General features: G+C 41.6%; 25 protein-coding genes. 7 read left to right on the top strand and 18 right to left on the bottom strand.

Translation table 11 applies throughout. The features are described 5' to 3' along the window. Window positions 1–3: 3 nt before the first annotated feature. The 8 genes from FLL45_RS13305 to FLL45_RS13270 form a co-directional block, all read right to left on the bottom strand. A complete protein-coding gene (locus tag FLL45_RS13305) occupies window positions 4–552 on the bottom strand; it encodes a hypothetical protein (protein WP_142942548.1) in 549 nt (182 codons plus the stop codon). Window positions 553–727: 175 nt separating this feature from the next. Beyond that, window positions 728–1,726, bottom strand: a complete 999-nt coding sequence (locus tag FLL45_RS13300) for a hypothetical protein (RefSeq protein ID WP_142942547.1) — start codon at window positions 1,724–1,726, stop codon at window positions 728–730. Between the two features lie 170 nt (window positions 1,727–1,896). Then, window positions 1,897–2,199: a hypothetical protein gene (locus tag FLL45_RS13295; protein WP_142942546.1), complete on the bottom strand. Its 303-nt coding sequence runs from the start codon at window positions 2,197–2,199 to the stop codon at window positions 1,897–1,899. A gap of 142 nt (window positions 2,200–2,341) precedes the next feature. Beyond that, window positions 2,342–2,911: a hypothetical protein gene (locus tag FLL45_RS13290; protein WP_142942545.1), complete on the bottom strand. Its 570-nt coding sequence runs from the start codon at window positions 2,909–2,911 to the stop codon at window positions 2,342–2,344. Between the two features lie 30 nt (window positions 2,912–2,941). Then, on the bottom strand, window positions 2,942–3,256 hold the full coding sequence (locus FLL45_RS13285; RefSeq protein ID WP_142942544.1) for a hypothetical protein: 315 nt from the start codon (window positions 3,254–3,256) through the stop codon (window positions 2,942–2,944). A 119-nt stretch (window positions 3,257–3,375) separates the two neighbouring features. Beyond that, window positions 3,376–3,699 (bottom strand): hypothetical protein, encoded by a 324-nt coding sequence (locus FLL45_RS13280; RefSeq protein WP_142942543.1) that lies wholly within the window; start codon window positions 3,697–3,699, stop codon window positions 3,376–3,378. Window positions 3,700–4,371: 672 nt separating this feature from the next. Then, window positions 4,372–4,779, bottom strand: a complete 408-nt coding sequence (locus FLL45_RS13275) for a hypothetical protein (protein ID WP_142942542.1) — start codon at window positions 4,777–4,779, stop codon at window positions 4,372–4,374. A gap of 118 nt (window positions 4,780–4,897) precedes the next feature. Beyond that, window positions 4,898–5,953, bottom strand: coding sequence for a serine hydrolase domain-containing protein (locus FLL45_RS13270; RefSeq protein WP_142942541.1), 1,056 nt, complete (start codon window positions 5,951–5,953; stop codon window positions 4,898–4,900). 175 nt (window positions 5,954–6,128) lie between these two features. Here FLL45_RS13270 and FLL45_RS13265 point away from each other — a divergent pair, with 175 nt between their 5' ends. Next, window positions 6,129–7,739 (top strand): winged helix-turn-helix domain-containing protein, encoded by a 1,611-nt coding sequence (locus FLL45_RS13265; RefSeq protein WP_185964456.1) that lies wholly within the window; start codon window positions 6,129–6,131, stop codon window positions 7,737–7,739. A gap of 80 nt (window positions 7,740–7,819) precedes the next feature. Here FLL45_RS13265 and FLL45_RS13260 read toward each other — a convergent pair whose 3' ends face one another. The 7 genes from FLL45_RS13260 to FLL45_RS13230 form a co-directional block, all read right to left on the bottom strand. After that, window positions 7,820–8,512 (bottom strand): hypothetical protein, encoded by a 693-nt coding sequence (locus FLL45_RS13260; protein WP_142942539.1) that lies wholly within the window; start codon window positions 8,510–8,512, stop codon window positions 7,820–7,822. A 346-nt stretch (window positions 8,513–8,858) separates the two neighbouring features. Then, the gene (locus tag FLL45_RS13255) at window positions 8,859–11,915 is read right to left on the bottom strand and encodes a PKD domain-containing protein (protein WP_142942538.1); all 3,057 of its coding nucleotides are present in this window, start codon (window positions 11,913–11,915) and stop codon (window positions 8,859–8,861) included. A 655-nt stretch (window positions 11,916–12,570) separates the two neighbouring features. Continuing rightward, entirely contained in the window at window positions 12,571–13,260 is a 690-nt protein-coding gene (locus tag FLL45_RS13250) for a cyclase family protein (protein ID WP_142942537.1), read from the bottom strand. Further along, window positions 13,250–15,151, bottom strand: coding sequence for a PhoX family protein (locus FLL45_RS13245; RefSeq protein WP_185964455.1), 1,902 nt, complete (start codon window positions 15,149–15,151; stop codon window positions 13,250–13,252). Before FLL45_RS13245 ends, FLL45_RS13250 begins: the two co-directional genes overlap by 11 nt. A gap of 388 nt (window positions 15,152–15,539) precedes the next feature. Continuing rightward, window positions 15,540–15,887, bottom strand: coding sequence for a YbjQ family protein (locus FLL45_RS13240; RefSeq protein ID WP_142942535.1), 348 nt, complete (start codon window positions 15,885–15,887; stop codon window positions 15,540–15,542). Next, window positions 15,884–16,336 (bottom strand): anti-sigma factor family protein, encoded by a 453-nt coding sequence (locus FLL45_RS13235; protein ID WP_142942534.1) that lies wholly within the window; start codon window positions 16,334–16,336, stop codon window positions 15,884–15,886. Before FLL45_RS13235 ends, FLL45_RS13240 begins: the two co-directional genes overlap by 4 nt. Further along, on the bottom strand, window positions 16,333–16,872 hold the full coding sequence (locus tag FLL45_RS13230; protein WP_185964454.1) for an RNA polymerase sigma factor: 540 nt from the start codon (window positions 16,870–16,872) through the stop codon (window positions 16,333–16,335). Before FLL45_RS13230 ends, FLL45_RS13235 begins: the two co-directional genes overlap by 4 nt. A gap of 538 nt (window positions 16,873–17,410) precedes the next feature. Between FLL45_RS13230 and FLL45_RS13225 the strand changes: the two genes are divergently transcribed. The 6 genes from FLL45_RS13225 to FLL45_RS13200 all read left to right on the top strand — a co-directional run bounded on the left by FLL45_RS13225 (window position 17,411) and on the right by FLL45_RS13200 (window position 23,163). Next, window positions 17,411–17,869, top strand: coding sequence for a RidA family protein (locus tag FLL45_RS13225; protein WP_142942532.1), 459 nt, complete (start codon window positions 17,411–17,413; stop codon window positions 17,867–17,869). A 17-nt stretch (window positions 17,870–17,886) separates the two neighbouring features. Next, complete coding sequence (locus FLL45_RS13220) at window positions 17,887–18,420, top strand: 3-hydroxyanthranilate 3,4-dioxygenase (RefSeq protein WP_210247187.1); 534 nt, start codon at window positions 17,887–17,889, stop codon at window positions 18,418–18,420. A gap of 41 nt (window positions 18,421–18,461) precedes the next feature. After that, window positions 18,462–19,283: a cyclase family protein gene (locus tag FLL45_RS13215; RefSeq protein WP_142942531.1), complete on the top strand. Its 822-nt coding sequence runs from the start codon at window positions 18,462–18,464 to the stop codon at window positions 19,281–19,283. An 11-nt stretch (window positions 19,284–19,294) separates the two neighbouring features. After that, window positions 19,295–20,590 carry a kynureninase gene (kynU, locus tag FLL45_RS13210; protein ID WP_142942530.1) on the top strand — a complete coding sequence of 432 codons (1,296 nt, stop codon included), beginning with the start codon at window positions 19,295–19,297 and terminating at the stop codon, window positions 20,588–20,590. 9 nt (window positions 20,591–20,599) lie between these two features. After that, entirely contained in the window at window positions 20,600–21,970 is a 1,371-nt protein-coding gene (locus tag FLL45_RS13205) for an FAD-dependent oxidoreductase (protein ID WP_142942529.1), read from the top strand. A 200-nt stretch (window positions 21,971–22,170) separates the two neighbouring features. Further along, complete coding sequence (locus FLL45_RS13200; RefSeq protein ID WP_142942528.1) at window positions 22,171–23,163, top strand: RDD family protein; 993 nt, start codon at window positions 22,171–22,173, stop codon at window positions 23,161–23,163. A gap of 107 nt (window positions 23,164–23,270) precedes the next feature. Here FLL45_RS13200 and FLL45_RS13195 read toward each other — a convergent pair whose 3' ends face one another. The 3 genes from FLL45_RS13195 to FLL45_RS13185 all read right to left on the bottom strand — a co-directional run bounded on the left by FLL45_RS13195 (window position 23,271) and on the right by FLL45_RS13185 (window position 25,156). Further along, a complete protein-coding gene (locus FLL45_RS13195) occupies window positions 23,271–23,654 on the bottom strand; it encodes a response regulator (RefSeq protein WP_142942527.1) in 384 nt (127 codons plus the stop codon). Window positions 23,655–23,715: 61 nt separating this feature from the next. After that, window positions 23,716–24,675 carry a 4-hydroxybenzoate octaprenyltransferase gene (gene ubiA, locus FLL45_RS13190; protein WP_246075828.1) on the bottom strand — a complete coding sequence of 320 codons (960 nt, stop codon included), beginning with the start codon at window positions 24,673–24,675 and terminating at the stop codon, window positions 23,716–23,718. After that, on the bottom strand, window positions 24,665–25,156 hold the full coding sequence (locus FLL45_RS13185; RefSeq protein ID WP_142942526.1) for a chorismate--pyruvate lyase family protein: 492 nt from the start codon (window positions 25,154–25,156) through the stop codon (window positions 24,665–24,667). Before FLL45_RS13185 ends, ubiA begins: the two co-directional genes overlap by 11 nt. Window positions 25,157–25,197: the final 41 nt, after the last annotated feature.

The following is a 25,197-nucleotide window of genomic DNA, read 5'->3' as shown; positions in this document are numbered from 1 at the left end:
AACTTATTCAACTGCATCATCTTTCTTCGAAGTATCATCGATTGGCTTTATTACTTTCTTATCATGAAATGCTTTTTTTAACCTAAATGATATCTCTTTTATTTCTTTACCTTGATATTCTTCCAATATATAGCAGTCTGTTATAAAAGCTTCCCAGTGACCTGGCTTTAAATCTGTAGTCGATAAATGACAGTCAGAAATTATATTATCCCCTTCAGTAAAGGCTTGTATCTTTAGAAACAGACCACTCCAAATAGAACTTCCAGTATTTGATATTTTGCCACTTAACCTAATCTTGTCATCTAGTTTTTTATACCCTTGGAGTGAAAATGAAAGGTCGATATAAGGGTCATATTCCTTAGGATTATCGAAGACTGATTCCATACCTTCTACATAGAAAACATCCCTTAGCCCTTTAATATCAGAACTAATTTGATCTGTGAGTTTCTTAACACTATCTTTTCTAAATTCCCAAAATACGACATCGACTATCGATATTCCTATTCCAAGTAATATTCCTATACCTAAATATTTACCAATTTGCTTTATCATTTTCTTCTATCTTTCTATTACTTTTGTAAGTCTTTTGCGCGGTTCAAAAAGGTCAACGTCTGTTCCGTGGTGCATTTTGCCTGTCAAGCGACCGTTTCATTAATTACTAGATTGGTTTTCATCATAACACACGACCCTATTTACAGCTGAAATATTATCTACAAAGCAATCTAATTTAATCAGCGGGAATACACTGTCTTTCCCATTCGCCATAAGGCTGATAGTCAATTTTATCCCATTCCGGCTGGCCAAGTTCTGATAATAAGTGATTAAAGCATATTATTTTCTTCGGATAAGAAACTTCGTGAAGATAATATTTAGCATTTAAAGTCTTTTGGAGTTCTAAATTAGGGATTTCACTTACTACATAGGCACCCACATCTGAAATCAACGTGTAGGTTGGATTCTCTTCTTTTCTTACAAGGTTAATTACGTCGCCTTTTACATGGTTTTTACTCTTATAAAATACTTTAATCTCATATCTGTACCAACTCATTCCGCATTCGCTGGACTCGGGACATGCACTAATATCAACAAGCTGTGTAGTTGACATTCTAGAACCCCCGATTATTTCGTATTCGTTATTAATATGTTTACCAAAAACGCCTTGCCTAGAGTTAACCTCTCTCCACTCAGCTAGTTTTCTATCCGGTATATCATAAAGGTGCTTAACTTCTCTTTTTCTTTGTGAGTCAATGTCGCTTAGAAACAGATTGACTTGCGATTTTGATTCTCTGTCTAGGGGCTCACAAGTCAACCACTGTTGTATCGTAGCTTTTAATTCACGCTCTTCTTCGCCTCTGAATGGTAAAATTTGCGAGTACGTTTTTGCAGTGGGGTGTATTCCAAGAAACAGTTTCACCTGCTTTCCAATTTCAATCTTAGCAGCCTCTTCATTGGTCAGCGATCTACTAGAACTATGAGATTCAAAGTATTCATTATTTTCCATGCCGAAATATTTAATTTCTGATGATTCATAATGAACTTTAACGCCTACTGTTCCGCCATCTAAAAACACGCCCCGCTCTACTCTTTCGGGGCAGCGTGACAAACTTTGGATATAAGCTCTTGCTGATTTCTTGTCTGCAGGGTTGAGCCCTGAATCACTTATGGGGGAATTTGCTACACAACCGATAATTAAAAGTGTTATTAATATTGGTAGTATCTTTTTCATTTTAATTAAACTACGCCATTGATCAATGGTTATAAGGCTTCACCTAACGTCATACCTATACGAGCGGCTGCTTTTCCAGAGAAGCAAGTAATACCTAACTTCTATGAGAGGCCGTTATGTAATGGTTTGAGTCCATTGAGCTTCACTCAACCCCATCCCCTTATTAACACTTAAAATCTCTCGACAAATTGATTTATCCAGTCAAGTTCTTCGCTTTTAGTTGGCTCTGAATTAAAAAAATTATCGATTTCAGTTTTCATTATATTTAAATCAGACTTTGCTTTATCAACAGTCGAATAGAAAGACGTATGAAAAAATAAACCATAAACACCGATTGTAATGCTAAAGGGAGCAGCAGCCCCATCCTTTTCGATAGTTAGCCTCGCTCCCATTTCGTGTTCTAAGTCTACGAGAATTTCACCGTTCTCGGACCCCTTAGTTCCAATAGTCGTACCTTTAAAAAATTTTCCCACATTTTGCTTTTATCTTAGTATTAAAACTCATTCAATGACTGTTTTTTAAGTACCATTTATCTTAACCGGACGTCTCGTTTGTGATGCTCTGAGTCATTTGACTCTATCATATACTGCCAACAATATATGGCATACAAACCCATTACTCTAATCTACTTTTTATTAGTTCTAATAGTTGAAGTCTTTGCTCCTGATTTTCATTTTCAGCAACGATTTTTGCCAATATTTGTGTCGACGTCATACCTGGAAAATGAGGATCCGTATCCAGAGTCTTTTGGTTGAGGTTATTTGTGTTTTGTAAAACATAACGGGCCAACTTAAAATTATTTTTTGTAAAAAACGCCGCGCTATGTGCGGTAGAATGACCGGTAACAGGGTGAAGTTCTTCCAGACCACATCCATTACTAACCATATATTTAAGTAAGTCTTCTGCTAGTTTGGGCTTCGCATTCAACTCTTCGTTCCATTCAGTAACCCCAAAGCCCACATCTACCAATGCGGATACATAGCTGTACCTTTCATCTTCGATAAAGTAAAAACATGGTTTTTCGGCTCTTAACCAATGATCTTTAGCTGAATCAACATCATGGTCGTCACCCTGTAGCGATATAAAAATGGAATAATAAATTGAAGGAAGTTCAATATTTTTCTTTTCGACGTCGCATGAACTTATCGTCAATAAAACGAACAATATGTAAAGTTTTCCCTTCATATTTTCTACATTCCTTGAAGCTATTAATATCTAATCCTCTCTTCGATACCCACAATTCGCACAAGAGTTCTCTGCAAACAAAATAGGTATATCATCAAAAGCTTGCTTATCACATTTCGGACATTTGAGCTTTAACTTTCTAAAATCACTATTAACCTTTATCTGAATAGACGACCATAATAGCAATATAACCGTTGCAACGATAAAGTTAAATTTAAATTCGAATACCTTGATCCAAATTAGACTAACGATAACCCCAAATGGAATCCAGAGTGCGAATATAAGAGCAATTCGCTTCTTATAATTATCTACTTCAAGCCAGAATTCTTTCTCTATCAATTTCATTTAGTCGACAACCTTTAAAAAACACTCAAACATTATTGTCAGCGTCCGCTTTTTCTAGACTTTATAGCTTATATGCACTATACGAAAATCGCTTAAGTGATGATTTTTGCCCTATGGTGTTAATCGCTTTCTTCACACAAAGCTAGCATATCACCCAGAATTCGTTCTTCCGATTGTTTGGATACTTGTGGAAGTTCATCGCGAGCGTAAAACAAAGGCGCTAGCCGGCTGAGCCATTGCTTCGCTCCCAATTGACTCAGTTCAACTTCTAGTCCGGTAGTCCGGTTCACTAGCATTGGATTCTTAAACTTGGTTTGCTTAGATTCTAAATTCGCTACAGGGAACATAACCCAATACTCACATGAATCATCTGACTGAAAAGATACGATTAGTGAACCACCATCCCTAAGCTTTTCGAATCGAAATATATGATTTATTTTCATTCGTCCTTCTCGTTTAAAATACCCACTAACGGGGTAACTTCGCTTACTCTCACCCATATGAACGACTGTTTTTTACTACTGCATAAGCATCGCTTTTATTCTAGAGCCCCCTTTGTGATGGCTAAAGACAATCTACGGATAATTTTGTAATAGATAAAGCACTCTAAATTTCAGGAAAAATCATTGCCATTTATGTGACGGTCATGAGTTGATTTTTTCACTATTTTTTTGATTCCCAAAAATGGATGTTAAGCGACGTTATAAACGCCTCGTTGGAAGTCCAGCTAGCTTGTTGGCAGTGGATGATAACTTAGTCAAACGTATTCGTCACCTGACACACTTCCAACACGCGCTCCCTTTTTTAGTTCATACATAGCTATGGAGGCGGATACGACAATTACTGACAGTCACTATATCGAGAATCACTTACGCTATCAATCTTCAATCTCTGAGTTGAATACTCTTACAACGCGATACTCGCTTATTAGTGTGAGCCATTCACTTAATCGTGGCTGTCATTAATTATTTCAGCTTGCAGATACCTCAAAAGCTGTGTGAGTTTCCTCGACTACGCTCGGAATGGCGTGGAGGGTTGAGTGTCTAATAAGTGATGTTTTTCATCAAATGCCAAATGCACTTATTCGTTTTCTGCCTCTACATACCTAGATAAAACTATTTTAAAGGCCAAGAGCTAGTGGGCGATTTTATAACCTCTGGACCACTAGATAACCCGTCAATTAGCGAAGGAGGAAAGTGTTCGTTCATATCATTCCTCGATTGCAAAAACGCTAAATCAGGACCGAAGAAACAGGTGTTCTTTAAACCGAGAAGGTCATAAACATTAAAAGGAAGTGCTTTGTGTGTCGTTGGCCGACTGAATGAAATACCGCTCACGCCTGAATCTCTATCTCCGTGAATGGAGGCAAAATCACAAATTTCGCCAACCTTGGACACAAACTCTAATCCAACATTACCATCCTCTACTTTTCCGTATTTTGACAAAACTTCCTCAAATTTATTAAATGGAATATTAGCAGAATCACCATTTTCAAATTTTTGGATATAAATTGAATACCCCATTTAGTTTCCTATTGCAAAAAAAGGCCAACCACTGAATCTATTGCAAATAATCACAAATAGTCACTATATCGATAATACCGGTTCTAAACAATTAGCCGCCGCTTATACCTCCCGATTTTCACAAAAGCGCTGGCAAAATTACCTGAGAGAAAACCTGATGGGCTTGTTGATGCATGTAGGGCTTATTATAAGCAGTACTCATTATTACCGTTGTCATGTTAAGTGAAGGGACAATGAACAAATAATTTCCCCCATTGCCAGCGGCAGCGTAGGCGGTAACTGTTTTCTCTTTCACCGGAAAATCAAAGATCCACCAGGTTAATCCGTACTCAGCATTCATTTCAGGCATAGCTACCGAATAGCGCTTTAAGCTTTTCTCAATCCAGTTTTTATTAATAATCTGCTGACCGTCCCACTGACCGTTATTCAGTATGAGCTGACCGACCTTCAATAGATCTTTAGCCGATATTGCTAATCCACCGCCCGCTTGAGTGATCCCCTTCGGTGAGTACATCCATTTTGCATTAGTGATACCCAGCGGTCCTAAAAGAAAATGCTGCGCAAAATCATCCAACTTTTGTTGAGTCGCTCGTTCAATAGCGGCACCGGTAAGCGAGATACCGGCGGTGCAATAGCTAAAATCGCGGCCATATTTTCGTTCCTGTGGCGCCGGCTCCCAAGGAGCATGTCCTCGCTCTGGCAGATTCAGTGTAAAACTGATCCAGTCCGCTTGAAGATACATTTTTTCTTCATGACCTGCAGAAAAGTTATTCCAATCATCGCACTCCAGCGGCCCTGTCATACTCAGTAAATCAAAGAAAGTCATTTGTTGCTTGGCAGGATTATCAAACAGTAGATTTTGATAATCAGGGAAATGATTTAAAACTTTTTCATCGGCAGATGTAAACTTTTCTTGTTCAAGCGCAATTCCAAATAGTAGCCCTGTTAGCGACTTACTTGCAGAGCGCACATTGTGAAGCTCACCAGCAGCAAAGCCCTCAAAGTACTTCTCAAAGACGACTTCATTGTCTTTTTGGACCACAATTGCTGACATCTGCTTGAGCTCAAGCGCGTCAATTTTATCGGCTATCGAAAGCGAGTCGAGCGACTTTGCTGCACCAGGTGTCGAGAAAAGTATTTTGACTATCAAAAGAAAAATAATGTGTCGTTTCATTTATAGGTCCTTAAACTAGATTAAAATCATCGAGTTATTTTGCCTCCTCGCCCTAATTACCACATGAAAACAGCCTGAAGATTTCCTGAAGGTTGTCAAAATAAGCGGAGTTTGATGTTTTTTTAGTGAATATTCGTATAATGAATCCATTAACGATGAACCAATATTTATCGCATTGAACGAACTCATATTTAAAGCTGGCGATTTAACCCTAGACTCAGGAAAACGTCAGGTTTTTATCGCCGGCGAAGAAGTCAAATTACCCAAATTGAGCTATCGATTTTTAGAGACGCTGATTAAGGCTTCAGGTAATTGCGTTACAACTGCTGAACTCATTGAGCAGGTATGGGACGGCAAAACTGTCGGTGACGACACAATTACTCAACGCGCTTCTCTATTGCGAAAATCTTTGGCTGGCACAAGAAAAGATAAACGACCATTCTACGAAACAATTAGAGGCGAAGGCTATCGCTGGCTATCTGAAGTCAGGGAAGTTTCTTCGAGTGACTTTCAAAAACCGGCGATAGACCAACAGGGTACTAAGTATAAGATGAGTATTTTGATCTTTACCTTAGTGGCTATCATCGCGCTAATTGGATATTGGGTAAGCGCACCTAAATTATCAGTGCAAAATTTGAACACATCGTTAAACCAGATGGCAAGTGATGACAGTCTCAACACTTCCGACAATATGTTTGAAATGTTGCTACAACGGGCGGCAAACTACGGTAAAGAGTTCAACAGTGACTCAAATCAAATAGCCATCAACCTCTACCATCAAGCGAGTTTAATACAACCAGACAATGAGGCTGTTCTTCAAGGGTTAACCTTAGCATTGCTCCACCGTGTCTCAAAATATAACGGCCAAACTGAATTGCTAAAGACAACTGACCAATATACTCAGCGCCTTTTACAAACGAACGAGCAAAATCCCTATAATATCTGGTTACGCGGATTTCACTTTGATGTAACGGGAGATATTACTAATGCAATGAAGTCATATGAGAAAGCATTAGTGGTGGCACCAGATTCATCAGAGGTTAAAGGCTCCCTCGCTTACTTGTATGTACAAAAAGGTCGCTTACATGAAGCCATGCATTTAAATATCGATACACTCGGCTCGCTGCAAGAATATCAATTATTACAAATTGCCGATGTATTGATGCTTTCGGGTCTATCAGAAAAAGCGCGCAACTGGTATACCAAAGCTCACCAACTTGCTCCTAACAACGCTTTCGCAGCAGTGGGTCTTGCAAAATATTATTACCTTAGTGCGCAATTGCCAGAAGCGAAAGAAGTCATTGATAATTTGCATCAGCGCAATGTTAGCACGGCAGATAGTTACTTGATGCTAGGATTAATCAGCATAGAGAGTGAAAATTACAAAGTCGCTTACGACGCAGTTTCTATGGCAAACAATTTAAAACCCGAGTCGCTGTACATATCACCTTGGTACCAATGGTTAAGTAAGCTACAAAATCCCGCACGTATCGCGGAGACGCTCACTCCAAATCTGTCTGAGGATAGTTGGCCGAACCTTTGGGTTGCAGGCGCAGTTTCAGCCATCGCTGAAGATAACAAGCCGCTCGCAATTGAGAGGATTCTGAAGGCTGAAGAACTCGGTTTTTTAGATTACCGTTTTCTCGAAACATCCAAAGTTTTCAAATCATTATTTAATGAGACCGCATTTGTTGCCGCTATCAATAGAATGAAATTAAAAGCACAGGCTGAGCAAATCAAGATTAAAAACTACGCATTGCCCAAAATCGACTATCTAATGAAATAACAACCAAGAATTTTTTTGTCATTTTCGATTCAATATTGAAACCTATCAGCCAGATCAGAAGCCAAATAAAATTAGATTATTCATCCACATTTTAAATCAGTTTCATAAGGTATATAAAGAGTCAGCGCTGAAATATCCGTCCTCTCCCACATCACTCGGTTTTCCAGCCCGCTAATACTTATCTCACAGTTCCCGCCTACCAAGCCTTTCACCTTCAAATTTTCAGTATTTATTTTTTTAAGTATGTCATACCGATACTGTTCAGGAGATACAACCGTTAGTCCAATATCACCTTGTACTTCAATTTCTGTTCGGCTAACGAGCTTTGCTTTCGAAATAAAATTTCGCAAACCAGCAATTTGTTCCTTAGCCGATCGAGTTTTATCAAATGCAACTTTAACAAATAATTCCACATAATTGGTGTCGACTCTATTTCTCGACTGAATAAGTTGTATTGAATCATCATTAAGGTTCACAGGCGATAGAAAGCCCTCTCCATAAGATATTTCTATGCCATTCAATTTTTTAGCGCTCGCGACCAAATTATTGATGGAACTCATAATTTCACTTTTACGGAGCTTGGGGGATCGGCTATCGTTCACTAACGTTATTTCTTGAACTAAGAAATCAGCGCTCTTTGTAATCGTTACTGCTGGCATTACATCATAATCTGTAATTCGCGATCCAGTCACGACAATTTCAAGTTCTGAGTCTGCAGCACTAACAACACCTACACCAGAAAATAAAACGATTAATATCGTCATAAACTTCATCTTAAATTCTCGCCCCTGCTATTCATATTGAAACAAAACCTGTCCTGTTAACTCAATGACGAAGAAGTTAAATATACAGTCGCAAAAACTTAACTTTTATTGACATATCAAGAATAAAACTATTTACCATGTAGGAGATATGCTAATAGGTGCCTGTCTAAAAAAGCTCTTTTAAAAAGATCTTTTAAAAAGCTACTCTAAAAAAGTTATCCGGAAATAAAACAATGAGAATTGACCTGAGTTGAGTTGAGTTGAGTTGAGTTGAGTTGAAAAAAGAAAAGCTAAAACAAAAAGACCCGACAACACCTGTTGTCGGGTCTCCGGATTGTCATTAACGAATGTTAAGTTAGAACTGTAGTGACCAGCTATTAAGTTGTCCCGTATCTTTACGGAATTTATCAATAACAATCAACTTCCATTGACCGGCTGCACCACAAGCGACATCAACCGTGTAGGTTTCAATCACATCGTCAGCACTGTCACGTCGATTCTTTCTTTTCAATCGATGTAAACGACCGCTTGGATCACGAAGTTTGATGACCAAATCGCCGCGATAAGTGTGCGTAATATTGACCGCTACTTCAACAGTACCCGCAGGTCCGGTTCTATCAACATAGATTTTACTTTTGATACGTCGTCGATCCGGGATTGGCGTGACTTCAGTGTTTTCGAAGAACGATTGCTCAACAGGCTCAGTGACTTCAACTGATAGGACAACGCTATTAGTCTCACCGTCATCATCTGTCACAGTTAACGTTACATCATAAGTACCTGCCATCAGATACTCATAAGAAGTCACTACACCATTAGCGACATTTCCTTCTCCAAAGTCCCAATCATACTGAACGATACTTCCATCACTGTCGCTACTGGTTGTCGCGTCAAAGTTACAGAATAAGTCAGTACATTCGAAAGTGAAGCTCGCAACTGGCGCAACATTCGGTACGACAATAGTTTGACCGACGTTGATTAAGCCAGGCGACTCATCACTTGCACCTTGCCAAGTGAAGTCGGTATATGTCATTCCAGTACCAATTAATTGGAGTGACTGTCCGATTGGTGTAGAACTCGCTTCAGATACGCCAACGTCTTCAGAAGTCATGCCACTTGCAACACCATCGATGGCGACAAAGCTGCCTTCATAACTCAAGAACTGAGCCACTGTGCCATTACTATCAACTAAAGCAAAACCATCGGGTGATCCGTTTTGAATACCTGCGATCGCGAAGCTAATGCTTCCAAACCCGGTACCTTCATCAGCAAATACACCTGACAAATCGACGGTGTTATATTGCGCACCATTTCTGCCGTTATAGAGCACTAATGACCAGCCAGCTAAATCAGCGCCTGCAGGACCAGCAATTTCGATAAACTCACCCACATCAGTACTGGCATTATCGTAGTGGAACTCATTAATCCATGCGTCAAACGCAAGTGGTGGAACGATACCGTCATCAACGTTTACGATTTCAGTGATCGTTGTTGACTCACCAGCATCATCAGTCACTGTTAGCGAAACAGTGTAACTGCCAGACGCTGGATAAGCGTTTGAAACGTTTACGCCATTACCGATATTGCTATCGCCAAAATCCCATGCATAGTCAACGATGGTGCCATCATTATCAACGCTAGAGCTGGCATCAAAGTCACAATTAAGCAGATCACATGTCGCGACAAAAGCAGCAATCGGCGCTAAGTTACCAGGACCGCCAGTAAACGTTTGACCTGAATTAATTAAACCAGGAGAGGCATTGGCTGGTGCTTGCCAAGTAAAGTCACCATAAGTTGACCCTTGACCGACCAGCTGTAATGAATCACCCGCCGGTGTTGAGCTTGTTTCGCTGACACCGATATCTGTAGAAGTTAATCCTGCAGCCGACCCATCAACCGCATCAAAGCTCCCTTCATAGCTTAAGAACTGAACAACACTACCGGTGCTATCAATTAGTGCAAGACCATCTGGACCACCGTTTTGGATCCCGGAAATCGCAACATCGATAGCGCCGAAACCGCCTTGCTCGTCTGCAATAACACCAGACAAACTGACGGTATTATAAAGCGCGCCACCATTACCATTGTATAGCTCAATTGACCAACCGGTTAGATCTGCTCCTGCAACACCCGCAACTTCAACAAACTCGCCAACATCGGTACTAGCGTTGTCATAATGGAGTTCATTAATCCAAACATCTAAGTCAACGACTACTGGTTCTTCCGCTGATGCAAAACCTTCATTACTAACTGGTGATTCATTCAGTGACGTATCAACTGCCGTCACAACATAGTAGTAAGTCACTAATGGCGTTACAGTGTTATCTTCAAACGAAATACTCGACAATAGAGACGCGTTCAATTTTGTGTAAGGGCCCGCTGGCGTCTCACTGCGATATAGGTTGTAACCCGCTAAGTCTGCTTCTGTATTGCTATCCCAATTTACGCTGATTGAACCGACCGAACCAGTCGCACTTAAGTTTGTCGGTGCAACAGGCGCGTCGGTGTCAGGTGTACCATCACAAATATTTTCAAATACACAAGAGACAAACTCTGGACGATCGATAAATGGATTTCGATTACCTTGGAAACCAAACACAATATCGTTTCGACGACGCTCAATATCATCAACTGGATCGGCTTTGTGCCAAGCGATTAAGGTGCTTTTTAGCCCCATGTAACCAACTGAGTTATTAGAGCCAGTTCTCGACGAATCAATCAAAACACGATTGTCAGTCAAGATTAAATCTGGCTCCATTGAACCCGTGACGCCGTGAGTGCCACCTTCGTAACGAATTGCCATATACATGATGGCACGCGCGACATCACCTTTACGGCCGTTCCAAGTTTCCCAACTACCTTCGCTAAACTGGCCATCGGTGTAGTTTGAGTCATCGCCACCAAGACCACCACGACCATTGTTCGCGTCAGTATTAACTTCCGTACAACCAACATCACAGTCAGCAAATGGCTTGTTACTGCGAGTTGAGTTATAACCTGCGTCAGCGATAAATAGGTGGTGGGCATCCGTGTATGGATAGTTATCACTATTATCATCTGGGAAGCCGTAAGATTTTGGCCAAGAGTGCTCACGGTTGTATGCGCCTACTCCGCCACCAAACTTTACATAACTGGCATTGCGATAAAGCGTGATGACGCTGCTTGGATCATCAGGATTTTCGTCCGCACTTTCCAGGATATCCCACGTATCAGTGGACGAAGAGGTATAGGGATATCGAGTATGATCATCAATGATTTCGTGCAAAGAATTTCTCAGTTCAATGGCACTTTGCGTATTGGCGGAATCGTAGTACCCGGCCGGTGCGTCTGCATTGGCAGTAAAAATGCCAAAACCGACACTCAAGCAAACTAATCGCTTAAGTATGGTGTGTTTAGCTGTTGTATGTTGCATAGATTACTATTCCTTTGTTCTATAGTTTTCCTATGGTTAATTTATGTCTCCCAAAAACGATTACGACTTTCCGAATGTCCGTTTTTTATAGTTTTAAATAGGCTGGAGGCGCAATCGGGGGAGATACTGCCAGACAATCTTGACCATTTGGTTAAATTGTGAATATTCCCTAAAAAAAGCTTAAATTTGGTGTCAGTAGAGGTTAGCGATAATCAACATAAAGTCTTACTTAACCGGCTTTAATTTCTTATAACTTGTTAATTTATATCAATAAAAATATAAGCTCTTAATAAAGCAAGCAATATTGGGTTAACGATAAGATTTTCGGAGAGTACAAAAAAGAGACAGCGTATGTCGCAGTGCATTATGATTAATAATGCTTCTTGGTTGAGATATCTCAAAGTCTAAATCAGGTGAAAAACATAAAAATAGCCTGGCACATTTTTAAAATTCGAAAACACCTTCCCAGATGCGACCCGAACCGATTAAACATTGCTTTAAAATCGTAAATTTCGACAGGGCTATTAATGGAGTGCCAGAATCTGGCGGTATGTGATAAGTGCTACTTGATTACAGCAGGAACTAGAAGGCTTATCGCTTGACGTCTGATATTTTTGATTCGACGTATAACGATCAAGATAGATAGCCGAGGTTATTAATCTCTTTTGAGAAGTTTTCCAAAGGCTCGAACCGGGAAACTCCCAGTGCCCTTCATTTTCACGGGCACGGCATAAAACTCAAAATTGGCCTCGGGTATCTGATCAAGATTACACATATGCTCAACAATTAAAATATCAGCACTCAGCAAGATCGTATGCACGGGTCTAGCGCCCGTTGCAGTATCATCAATATTAAGTGAATCGATGCCAACTAACTGCACGTTTTGTGACCGGAGATAATCAGCCGCGTCTTCTGTTAAAAACGGATGGCCTTCAAAATACTGATCGGTTTTCCAGTGACGGCTCCAGTTAGTTTGCACCAATACAGCCTTTCCGCTTAGGTCGAGTCCCTTAAAAATTTTCGCGTCAATAGCTCGTTGGTCCTCTGGCACGGTTACTTTGATGCCCGGAATGGCAGCAACTTGTCTCAGTGAAAGCTCAGCAATATCCTTCTTATCGGCAAAACGATGAAAAGGTGCGTCGATATAGGTACCTGTATTCACGACCATTTCAATCTTGCCAATTTGAAAGGTAGTGCCGTCCTCATAATGACTTTTCGAAGCTTCACGACTTAAATAATCGCAAATAATTGGTGCGGGAAGGCCTTTGTAAGTCACTAACCCTTCTTCGATTTCGTGACTTAAATCGATTAGCGTTTCGCTTGCATTGTTCGGTTTAGCTTCCAATAACACCACCGTCTTTTTTGTAGATTGCAATCACAGCAGGCCGCGGAGGCAATGTAACGTCAAAATCAGGCCAGCGCGTATCAGGCTTATCGAAGCTACCATCTCCGCCAGGGTGTTGAACTGCGCAAAACAGCGTTTTGTTGTCTGGAGTAAAATAAGGTCCACACAACTCTGCGCCAATTGGTACTCTTAAAAAACGCCGGGCATAACCGCGTTTTTCTCCTTCAGTTTGGATTGCCCACAAACCGTCGGCGACACCAAAGTCCTCTGCACCGTCAGTCGCCGCCCACAAATTCCCTTGGTTATCAAAAGTGCAATTGTCAGGGCAAGAGAGCCAACCATTGGGTGTCGTTTCACTGTGGTAGTTAGTGACACAAGTATTCGGATCGCCACACAAGAGGAGCATGTCCCATTCAAAGATATCGGCGGTGTGATCACCACCAGGCGCAGTTAACTCAACAATTTGCCCGCCTCGATTTAACGCTCTTGGGTTTGCGCCATCAAGTTGGTCGGTCTTGCGCGACTTGTTCTTGGTTAACATAACATAAACTTTATGACTAACCGGATTAACTTCAATATCTTCGGGTCTATCCATTGGCGTAGCCCCGACAATATCAGCAGCTCTTCGCGCTTCAATAACCACATCGGCTTGGCTGTGAAAGTCGTTTTCTGGGCCTAAGCCATCCTCGCCAAAAACTAATGGTAACCAAGTTAAACGCCCAGCGTCATCAAATTTCGCTGCAGATAAGGTTCCCTCTTCCAATAAATTTGCATTGAATGTGGCAGACTCGCTATCACTTTGATTACGAAAACGACGCTTACTAACAAAGCGATAAACATATTCAAATTTTTCGTCATCTCCCATGTAAGCCACAACTCGACCATCTCGATTGATAAAGAGGTTACACGCCTCATGCTTAAAGCGCCCCAGCGCGGTTCTTTTCTTTGGGACTGAGTTTGGATCAAATGGATCGATTTCGACAATCCACCCCATGTGATTGCCCTCATTAGGATTCTTATTGAGATCCCAACGCTCAAAGTGGCGCGACCATGACTTTTCTGGCTCTCCAGAAAATATCATTCGCTGGTAATTTCGCTTCTCTGCAAGCTGTTCGATATCTCCCGTAAAAAACTGGTCGACATTTTCTTCTGCCGTCAGCACGGTTCCCCAGGGTGTAATTCCACCAGCACAGTTAGCACAGGTCCCTCGAGAATCCACGCCGTTTTCAGAGCTTTTAGAAATTAGCCGCTTACTACCGGCCGCAGGTCCAGTCATTCGCATCGGTGTTTCAGGCGTAATTCTACGATTAAAACGCGAGTTTTTTACTACTTGCCACGTTTCTGCATCTTTACGAACTTCTAATACACTCACGCCATGTGCAGCGATATCGACTTTCGTTTGCTCCAGTGTAAGGTCGCAGTCGTTGGTTGCGCCGGGGTGCATCAGCTTGGCTTTGGTATGTTCATGATTGACGACTAAAAGTCCATGAGTTGACTGTCGCTGCTCATTGGATAAAGGTAAGAACCCAATATAATCATTATTGAATCCAAATTGCTTAAGCTGTTTTTCACCAGTCTGCGCTAATGGCTCAAATGCTGCTGCTTCGCTGAATAAAGGATCTCCCCAGCGCATAACGACCTGGTAGTCATAACCTGGCGGCAAGGTAACAAACTCATCCAGTCCATGGGGAACTTCCTTGAATTTAAAGGCTGCTTGCTCTTTACTCGTCAGTGTTGCACAGCCAACGGTTAAACCAGCACCGGCAGCAATACCCAAGCCCTTAACAAAACCTCGTCGTGATAGCCGTGTTGCTAAAATACTGCTAAATGGTTGTTCTTTGTCTTTCAAAAACATCTTAATAAAATATGGATTAACGCGAGACTCACTCAAAACTAGCGCCTTTTTACTGAATTGAGACTCCGGCGTCAAATACAGAGTAACTATCATCATACTGCTGGTTTATGACGCTAGTTTATGACACCGGTTTATGACACCCGTTTAACAAGAGCAATGTTGGGCAGGATCGGAGAACGGGTTAAAGTGTTTGTCGGCCAAGCGATTTAAGTAGCATTAGGATGAAGTTATCTTGTTAGAAGCACCCGCTTATGGGATTTAAAGAGCAAAAAGAGAGTGCTATTGCTGATTGGTTCACCAGCACAACATCGAATGACTTATCAGGGAAAAACGGCAAAGGTTCGCTAAGACTTTAAAAATGGGTTAGTTGAGAAAAGCCGCTTTGAGCTAGGCGGCCATTAAAAAATGCGCTTTATTTGAGCGGTTAATCTTCGGTGAGGTCCTGCGCATCTTCAACAAATACAGCCGTACCATAAACCATCAACTCAGCTGCACCATGAGCAATTTGTGATGTTGAAAATTGAAGCCCGACAATGGCATTTCCTCCCAGCTCTCTCGCATCTTGCATGATTCGATCTAAGACTTGTTCGCGCGATTCGGCAAGCAGTTTGGTATATTCATGGATTTCGCCACCAACCAAGCCGCGTAATCGAGCCATTATGTCATGGCCGATATGGCGGGTTCGGATACTCGTACCTCGAACTAGCCCTAAGTGTTTGACAATGACTTTGCCATAAATAAATTCTGTGGTTGAAAGGATTACTCGGCTCATATTTTCACCCCTCGATACTTATCTTTTTTAAGGCTCATTAATCTCTGTCTAACTACGCTAATCAAAAGAAGCAGCGTACCGCCACCAAGCGTTCCTACTAATGTTTTTTCAATCCACCCAAGTTCTGGATGAGTAAAGATCACATACAATGTTAATCCAATGATGGCGACACTTGAAATCGCTATCAACGCCAACCCAAAAATTCGCGATGTTTTTGCAATCGGTTCTTCAAACAATTTATCCAAATGCTCGAGTTCTTGTTCTTGCAAACTTAATGATTGGACTTCACTGCGCATCGATGATAACTCTTCATATAACTGTTTATATTCAGGATTAGTTTCAATCAACAGTCCCACTTTTTGTGCTTCTTGTTGAGTCAACTCACCATCAATATAACCTGATAACTTTTCAAATCTTTCGTCGAGCGCGTCAGAATGTTCAAGGCTCATTGGGCACCTCCAAGCGAAAAGCCTTTTTTCACAAGAATTTCTCTTAAGGCCATCCTGGCGCGGTGTAAACGAGACATTACCGATCCATTTGCAATACCAAGAATTCTAGCAATTTCTGCGTAGCTAAAATTATGGTAGTCACGAAGTAAAATAATTTCTTTTTGCTGCATATTGAGCTGATTGATAGCTTGCTCTAAAGTTTCTTTGAGCTGCATTTGCTGTAACGATTTATCCGGCTCCGTCGAAGTCGGTGCACTTGAGTGGTAATCTTCATGCTCTACTTTACGAACGCGAGTTTGATGACGCAGAATATCAATCGATTTATTCCTAACAACCGTAAACAGCCAAGGTTTAAATTCAGGGTGATCTAAGGCTGGCGCATTTGCATGATTAATACCTTTCTCAATTGATGCTTGAACGACTTCAAGAGCATCATCTTTATTCCCCAATAATCTGAGTGCCAGAGCAAACGCTTGCTTTCTGCACTCTTCAAATTCATCAGACACCTGCATGGTGTATTCCTTTATTTTTGTCATCTCTTCGCAAACCATCAAATAGTACGCTATATCTGGATCAAGTTGTAACAGAAATATGACACATGCAACTCAATATTGGCTCTGTACCATCCGCTCTACAGCATAATCTCAGCTGTATAGTGGCCTTAACGGCTTGGTTGCAGGCTTATTCCCGAAATTTTTAAAGTTTCTATTTGGTCAACATTTAAACACTACTTTACAAGGGAATAGCGATGGTCTTAAAATGGTCGCCTGTCGCAATGGCGACGTTCACAAACAACAAGGCTTTTCATACCAAAACTATGTTTTTAGATAACAACAAAAAAACATCTCGCAATATCTTTGCAAGCCAAAGTGGCTGCAAATTCATCTTAAATTAGCCTTTTTCACCGCATTTTGAGCACTAAGCTCAACCACAACCTGCGCTCAATCTGGCGCTAAAGTGTTGTGCTATTCTCTAGCAAGTAGAACAATTTTCAACCAGTCAGAAAATTTTTCTCACTGAGAATAAGCCTAAATCGTAATTGTATTTAAAAACAAAGAGTTAATGGATAATAAAATGACAGAGTCGAACGCTGAACAACTTTCATCAAAAAAACACTCATCTAAAATTAGTACTGATAAAGCACCTGCGCCCGTTGGCCTTTACCCACATGCAAGAAAAGTCGGTAATTTATTATTTCTCTCGGGGGTAGGACCACGCCAAGCCGGAACTACCGATATCCCAGGCGTAACATTAAATGAAGATGGCACAATTAAAGCATACGATATTGAAGCACAGTGCCGCAGTGTTTTTGACAACATAAGAACCATTCTAGAAGCCTCAGGCTCGAGTTGGATGAACTTGGTTGATGTCACGGTATTTCTGACCAATATGAAAGATGACTTTAAAACCTACAATAGAATCTATGCGGAATATTTTGCAGACAACCAGCCTTGCCGAACAACGATTGAAATCAACTGCCTACCGACACCAATCGCTATTGAACTTAAATGTATAGCGACAATCGATGACTAAAAAATAGGAGCAATACTATGAGCGCCCCGATGCAAGTGATCAATTTTCAGAAATGGATAGAAGACAATCGAGATAAATTAAAACCACCTGTCTGTAATAAAGAAGTCTACCGCGAAGGTGACATGATTATTATGGTTGTCGGCGGACCAAACGGACGCAAAGACTTTCATTACAATGAAGGGCCCGAGTTCTTCTATCAATTAGAAGGCGAAATGTTACTCAGAACTCAACAAGATAGCGGCGTCGTAGAGTATCCAATCAAAGCCGGTGAAGTGTTCTTATTACCGCCCAAAGTTCCCCATTCTCCGGTTCGATTTGAGAACTCGATTGGTCTGGTTATCGAACAAGTTCGACGCCCAGAAGAAACGGATGCATTGATGTGGTTTTGTGAAAAATGTAATCACAAATTGTACGAGGAGTATTTTCCGCTCCGCGATATTGAAAATGATTTTGGCGCTGTATTTAATCGTTTTCTCTCCAGTGAAGCACTGAGGACTTGTGGCGCTTGTGGACATGTTATGCCTCACAACAAATACGAGTTTGATTCCTAAGTGACTTATCTCTTTTCAAATAAATAGGCAAACAGTTAGTTATGATTATTAAACTCGATATTGCCAAGAAGACCTATGAAGCGGACTTATCACAACCGCAAAGTATTGCCATCGCTTTGTTACCCAATGGCGATCAACCAAGCCACTTTGGTGCACCCGCATGCACGAGTAAAACTTTAGAGGGTGACGGCTTTATCGGCGATACCAAGCGCGGTGGTAGTTGCAACGTCAATACCCTAACTATCGTTCCCCACTGTAACGGCACCCATACTGAATCGGTTTCTCACATTGTTGACCAGCATGTGGCTGTGTTCAATGCAATCGACGAAAGTTTATTTGCAAGTGTTCTGGTGACGTTACAGCCGCTCGAAGCTCGTGATGTGATAGACCAATATATTCCAGAGTATGATCCAAGCAATTTAGTTATTACTCGTGCTCAACTCGAGAAATACCTAGCCGAATACTCTAATGAACAGCTCTCGGGATTGGTGATTAGAACGCTACCCAATACTAGCGATAAATGCTTTCAACGATATGATAAAAATCATTACCCTATTTATTTAACTAATGATGCGATGAGCTACATTGTCGAGCGTGAGGTTAAGCATTTACTGGTTGATTTTCCGTCCGTCGATAAAATGTATGACCAAGGAAAACTTTCTAATCATCGACTCTTTTGGCAAGTCGAATTAAACCAAACATCTTTAAATACACACTCAACTTGTAATAAAACCATTAGCGAAATGGTTTTTGTCGACAATCAAATCCTTGATGGATTTTATTTATGCAACTTACAAGTTCCCAAGATTGATACAGACGCAGTGCCCTCTCACCCGGTACTGTATTCACTGAATGAAATTTAAAAGAGATCACTATGCAATTTGAAAACAGCTTAGAATTTGCAGAAAAAATGGACCAACAAGATCCGCTTGCTGCAATCCGCAACGATTTCGCTATTCCAAAAATGGACAATGGTGATGATGAAGTCTATTTATGTGGTAACTCACTCGGACTACAACCTAAACTAGCCGCAGAATATGTTCAAAGAGAGCTCGCTCAGTGGGCATCACTAGGTGTTAAAGGACATTTTAGTGGTGACTTCCCTTGGATGCCTTATCACGAGTTTTTAAGTGAAGGGTTTGCGGATCTAGTCGGTGCAAAAACCGAGGAAGTGGTTGCGATGAATACGCTAACCGCGAATCTACATTTTATGATGGTTAGCTTTTATCGACCAACAGAAACACGCCATAAAATTTTAATCGAAGAGCACGCTTTTCCTTCTGATCACTACGCCGTCGAATCACAAATCAAATTTCACGGGTTTGATCCCAAAGAGTCAATGCTACTTATCAAACCACGAGCAGGTGAAGACCTTATTCGCAACGAAGACTTAATAGAACTAATAGAGAAAGAAGGTGAGTCTATTGCGCTCATTATGTTGCCTGGTGTCCAGTACTACACAGGACAAGTGTTTGATATGCAAGCAATCACTCAACTTGGACATGCTAAAGGCTGTAAGGTTGGTTTTGATTTGGCACATGCTGCTGGCAATATTGTAATGAACTTACATGACTGGCAAGTTGATTTTGCCTGTTGGTGTACCTACAAATATTTAAACTCAGGCCCTGGTTCTGTCGCCGGTTGTTTTGTGCATGAAAATCATCATAAAGATGAAGACTTACCAAGATTTGCTGGTTGGTGGGGCCATGACAAGTCGACCCGTTTTAAGATGGAAAATACCTTCAAGCCTATTCATTCAGCTGAAGCTTGGCAATTATCTAATCCACCGGTTTTATCTTTGGCGGCTATCAGAGGTTCGCTTGACACCATTAAAAAAGCCGGCGGTATAAATGCACTTCGTGAGAAATCTCTAAAGTTAACCGGTTTTATGAGACATCTATTAACAACACAAATTCCGGAGCGAATTACTATCTTAACTCCCAGCGAAGAAAAATATAGCGGCAGCCAACTTTCATTAACCGTTAGACTTAACGAAAAAGATGATCCGGAGCGTGGTAAAAGAGTTTTTACTGCACTAGAGGATGCTGGTGTCACAGGTGATTGGCGATATCCTAATGTTATTCGCGTCGCACCGGTTCCCCAATACAATAGCTTCAAAGACGTTTACCGTTTCGTTGAAATACTGAAAAACGCAATCGACAATCACTAGGAAAAACACATGGCAAACCAAAACGAAACCATTACTTTAATTGGCGCAGGTCTTGTTGGTTCATTGCTTGCTGTAATGTTAGCTAAACGAGGATTTAAAGTTGAAGTCTATGAGCGTCGACCTGATATGCGAGCTACCGATATCAGTGCCGGCCGCTCGATAAACTTGGCGCTCGCCAATCGCGGAATTTACCCATTACAACAGGCGGGGTTAATGGAGCAAGTCAAACCAATTTTAACCGCAATGAAAGGTCGAATGGTTCATGATATGCAAGGTAACCAAAACTTCCAGAGTTATGGTCAGCGACCAGAGGAAGTTATTTACTCGGTATCTCGGGGTGACCTTAATATCATCTGTTTAAACGCTGCAGAAGCGACCGGTCGAGTGAATATTTACTTCAATCAAAATTGCCAAAAAGTAGATTTGGATAACAACCAATTGACGATCAAAGATGAGCTTAGCAGTGAGTTCAAAACGATCGCCTTTAATCGCGTAATCGGAACGGATGGGAGCAACTCGGCAGTGAGAGAAGCCATTCACGCAATTGAGTCAAGCCAGCATGATATTATTTCTTTAGGACATAGCTACAAAGAATTAAGAATACCCCCTGGTCCTAATGGCGAATTCCTGATTGACAAACATTCGTTGCATATTTGGCCCAAAGGCGGGTATATGATCATCGCTTTACCGAATGAAGATGGTTCTTTTACGGTGACTTTATTTATGGCTAATGAGGGCGAGATTAGTTTCGAGTCGGTCAAGACGCCGGAGCAAGTCGAGCAGTTCTTTAATCAACATTTTCCTAGTATCGTACCGCTATTACCGGATTTGCAAAAAGACTTCTTTGAGAACCCAACAGGGAAGCTTGCAACGGTAAAATGTTCCCCTTGGCATTTCAAAGACAAGGCCTTGTTACTCGGTGATGCAGCGCATGCCGTCGTACCGTTTCATGGTCAAGGAATGAATTGCGGGTTTGAAGACGCGTTGGATCTTATTGAGACTATCGATGAATATGGTGACGACTGGGCAGAGATTTTTACCCGCGTAGATGAGCATCGAAAAATCAATGGTGATGCTATCGCAGACATGGCAATCGAAAATTACATCACCATGCGCGACTCGGTCACTGATGAAAAATTTCTGCTCAGAAACGCGCTGGCATTCGAACTTGAAAATCGTTTTCCGAAACACTTTTGTCCTCGTTATTCAATGGTCATGTTTCATCGACTCCCATATGCCGAAGCTAAAAGTCGAGGGGTTATTCAAGAAGACATTCTCAAAGAGTTGACCGCGGATGTTCAATCAGTTGAGCAAGTTGACTTTGAACAAGCTGAGTCTTTAATCTATGCAAAGTTAACAGAAGTTAACCTCAATCCTTAACCTTAATTCGATTTATTCAAGTTGAATTATCTGCATTAAAAGCGCCGCCTTCGAATTGAAATCGCGGCGCTGTGACCGATTGCTTCTTGACAGTTTCCAAAATTCATCTTAATTTGATTTTATAATATTCTATTTCAGCTATAACTATGTCAATAAACTCCAATAGCCTTTTGTGTCCCTCATGTAAAACGCGCAATCAAATGAATGCTAGCTTCTGCTTAAATTGTGGTGCGTCTTTGTCGCAAGCTAATACGCCTTATCAACCGCCCACCAGTCAAGCGCAACCGCCAATGGCAGCTGGGTTTGTGTATGGTGGTTTTTGGAAACGTTTTTTCGCTTATTTTATCGACGGCATCATTTTCAATTTTACTTTTTTCATGATCGCAATTTGGGGCTTTGGCGCCGCTGCAAGCCTTAATGATCCGTTTGCGATGAGCTCCTCAGTTGGCTTGATTTATCTGTTTTATTACTTAAGCTGGTGGATGTATTACGCCCTTCAAGAAAGTTCAAATGCGCAAGCGACGATCGGCAAAAGAGCCTTGGGTATCAAAGTTGTTGATATGAATGGACATGCTTTGTCGTTTGCCCATGCCGCCGGTAGACAAGCAGCAGGCGCAATTACCGCATTTACACTTCTAATCGGATACTTACTCGCGGCTTTCACCAAACGCAAACAAGCGCTTCACGATTTAATCGCAGGTACAGTGATTGTTAACAATAATTTTGGACCGAACCAAATTGTTGAAGTTAATCAAAACCCACCAGCAGGCATGTCCGTTGGCGGTATTATTGCCGTAGTCGGTTTGGTTTTGATTATTCCCATTGGTGGTATTATCGCAATGGTATCGGTACCTGCTTATCATGACTATACAACGCGCGCTAAAGTTGCTTCTGCGACGAGTCGCGCTCAACAAGCGCAAGCAGCTATCTCAATTTATGCACTGGATACCGGATATTGGCCAAGAAATTTTGAACAAGCCAAAATATCGAGCGATGACATGCGGACAAGCGATTATTATATCCTGCTCGAGCCCGAAGGTGTTTTGAGTCTCAATTTTGAGTCTCCAGAATCACTTGCCGGGAGCCAGTTGCTTTTTATTCCTGAATTGGACAACGATGGAGGATACGATTGGCGCTGCCAACCCGTAAGATTGGAGTCGCGATATTTACCGAGCGTCTGCCAAAACAACTAATTTAGCGTGAGCCTCAGACAAGTCTGGCTTTAAGCTCAATTATCACTGGATGATGAGGTTCTAGCTCTGGGGTTCAAACTTTGAGGTTCTAACTTTGAGCTTCTAACCTATTCTGCAACAGGCCTGTTAAGCCACTTTTCCAGCATGGCCTGCATATTGTCAAGTTGAACGGGTTTGTTAAGTACATCATTCATCCCCGCCTCTTGGCACTCTTCATCAATACCAGCAATTACATTGGCTGTAAGAGCGACGATGGGAATATTTTGATTGGGACCGTTTTCGGCTCTTATCTGACGACAAGCTTCAAAACCATCCATAATAGGCATTTGGCAGTCCATTAAGATTAAGTCATATTGGCTTTCGCTAGCCTTTTCAACTGCAACACTGCCGTTCTCAGCAATGTCAGCCTCAAAGCCTAATTTCGCGATAAACAGACTGGCGACCCGCTGGTTTGCAAAGTCATCTTCAACTACCAAGATTCTCTTAGACATCGATACCTATCCGCATTGTTTAGCTTCCACACTAGACATCGTTGGCCGAAACAGCCGCTACCTAGGAAGACTTAGCCAGCAGAATACCACAAAATATCACCAAGCCGACCCAGTTATTGTTTAAAAAAGCCGTAAAACAGTTTTCTCGCTGTCGTTTGCGGCAGTGGTAAAGCTGCCACACGATAAGCCCAGTCGCGACTAATAAGGAAATATAATACCAATAGTTGAGTTCAAACCGCCCCCCGACAAGCAACATCCCAAACAGAAAAAACCCTTGAATTGTGGCGATAATTTGTAAATCTGCTTCACCAAACAAAATCGCGGTTGATTTAATGCCGACTTTCAAATCATCCTTCTTGTCCACCATACCGTACAAGGTATCATAAGCTAAAACCCACAAAAGGTTAGCAATATAGAGCAACCACGCGCTTTCCGGTATTTCGTTATTGGTAGCTGCAAATGCCATCGGAATCGACATAGAAAAAGCCGCCCCCAGCACGACCTGTGGAAAGTAAGTCACGCGTTTCATAAAGGGGTACGCCATAGCAATCGCGATTGCAATTACCGATAAAATGATTGATAGACTGTTGAGCATGAGCACCAACCCAAAAGCAATCAAAGACAATATGACAAATAAAGCCAGGGCTTCTTTTTCTGTGACGACACCGGTCGCTAATGGTCTTGACTTGGTTCGCTCGACTTTTCCGTCAAAATTTCGGTCTGCAAAATCATTAATTACACACCCTGCAGAACGCGTGAGGAACACACCGATTGAAAAAATGACAATCAGCGATAATGAAGGAGTACCATCCGCCGCTAACCAAAGCGCCCATAGAGTTGGCCAAAGTAACAGGAATATTCCGATTGGCTTATCAACCCGCATAAGAAGCCCATATTGACGCAACCGATACTGCCAGGTGGGCGAGAGCTTGATGCTTTTTACCCAGCTATACAACTCGGCCATCATCTCTAGGAAGGTGCCCCAAAAAGTGATTTGTGACGGTCGCTTTTTATGACTCATATATTGGACAATCCGGTAAAAAGACTTCTCTGACCATTAAGGGACCTGAATCAAACTCGAAAATCGAACGACGTTGCCAAAGCAACTGATCGGTTGGCAAATCAAACTGAGCCACCGAGCGAGGGTAATCAAGGGTTAGCTCTACATGCATACTGCTTCTCGCGGCACCATGACGACCGAAAAGAATTTTTCCAATCGGCGTATCATTTAGCATACTGATTCTTCGCGCTACGCCTGTTAGGGTTCTAAGCGGAACGACCGTTCTCGCGAACAGCCAATTTTGCTCACCCTTTCCCATTTTAATTTCTCTTACCAACGCCATCTGGCGAGGTCTAATACCTAATACGCGTCTTTCTAAGGGCGATACAAACTGCATACCTTGGCTTAGCTTTGTCAGCCTTGGGGTCGCTCCCATCACCTGCTTGAATCGTCCAGTAAGACTACCTCTGTCGCAGAGTAACGCTAAAATCTGTGGGTTCAATAGTGTCTCTGACTTGTTTTGGGCTGATTACTAACTTGCGC

This window comes from Aliikangiella marina (assembly GCF_007004765.1).
Lineage (GTDB): Bacteria > Pseudomonadota > Gammaproteobacteria > Enterobacterales > Kangiellaceae > Aliikangiella > Aliikangiella marina.
The sequence above is the reverse complement of the archived record's forward strand: the minus strand, read 5'-3'. Positions and strand labels throughout refer to the sequence as shown.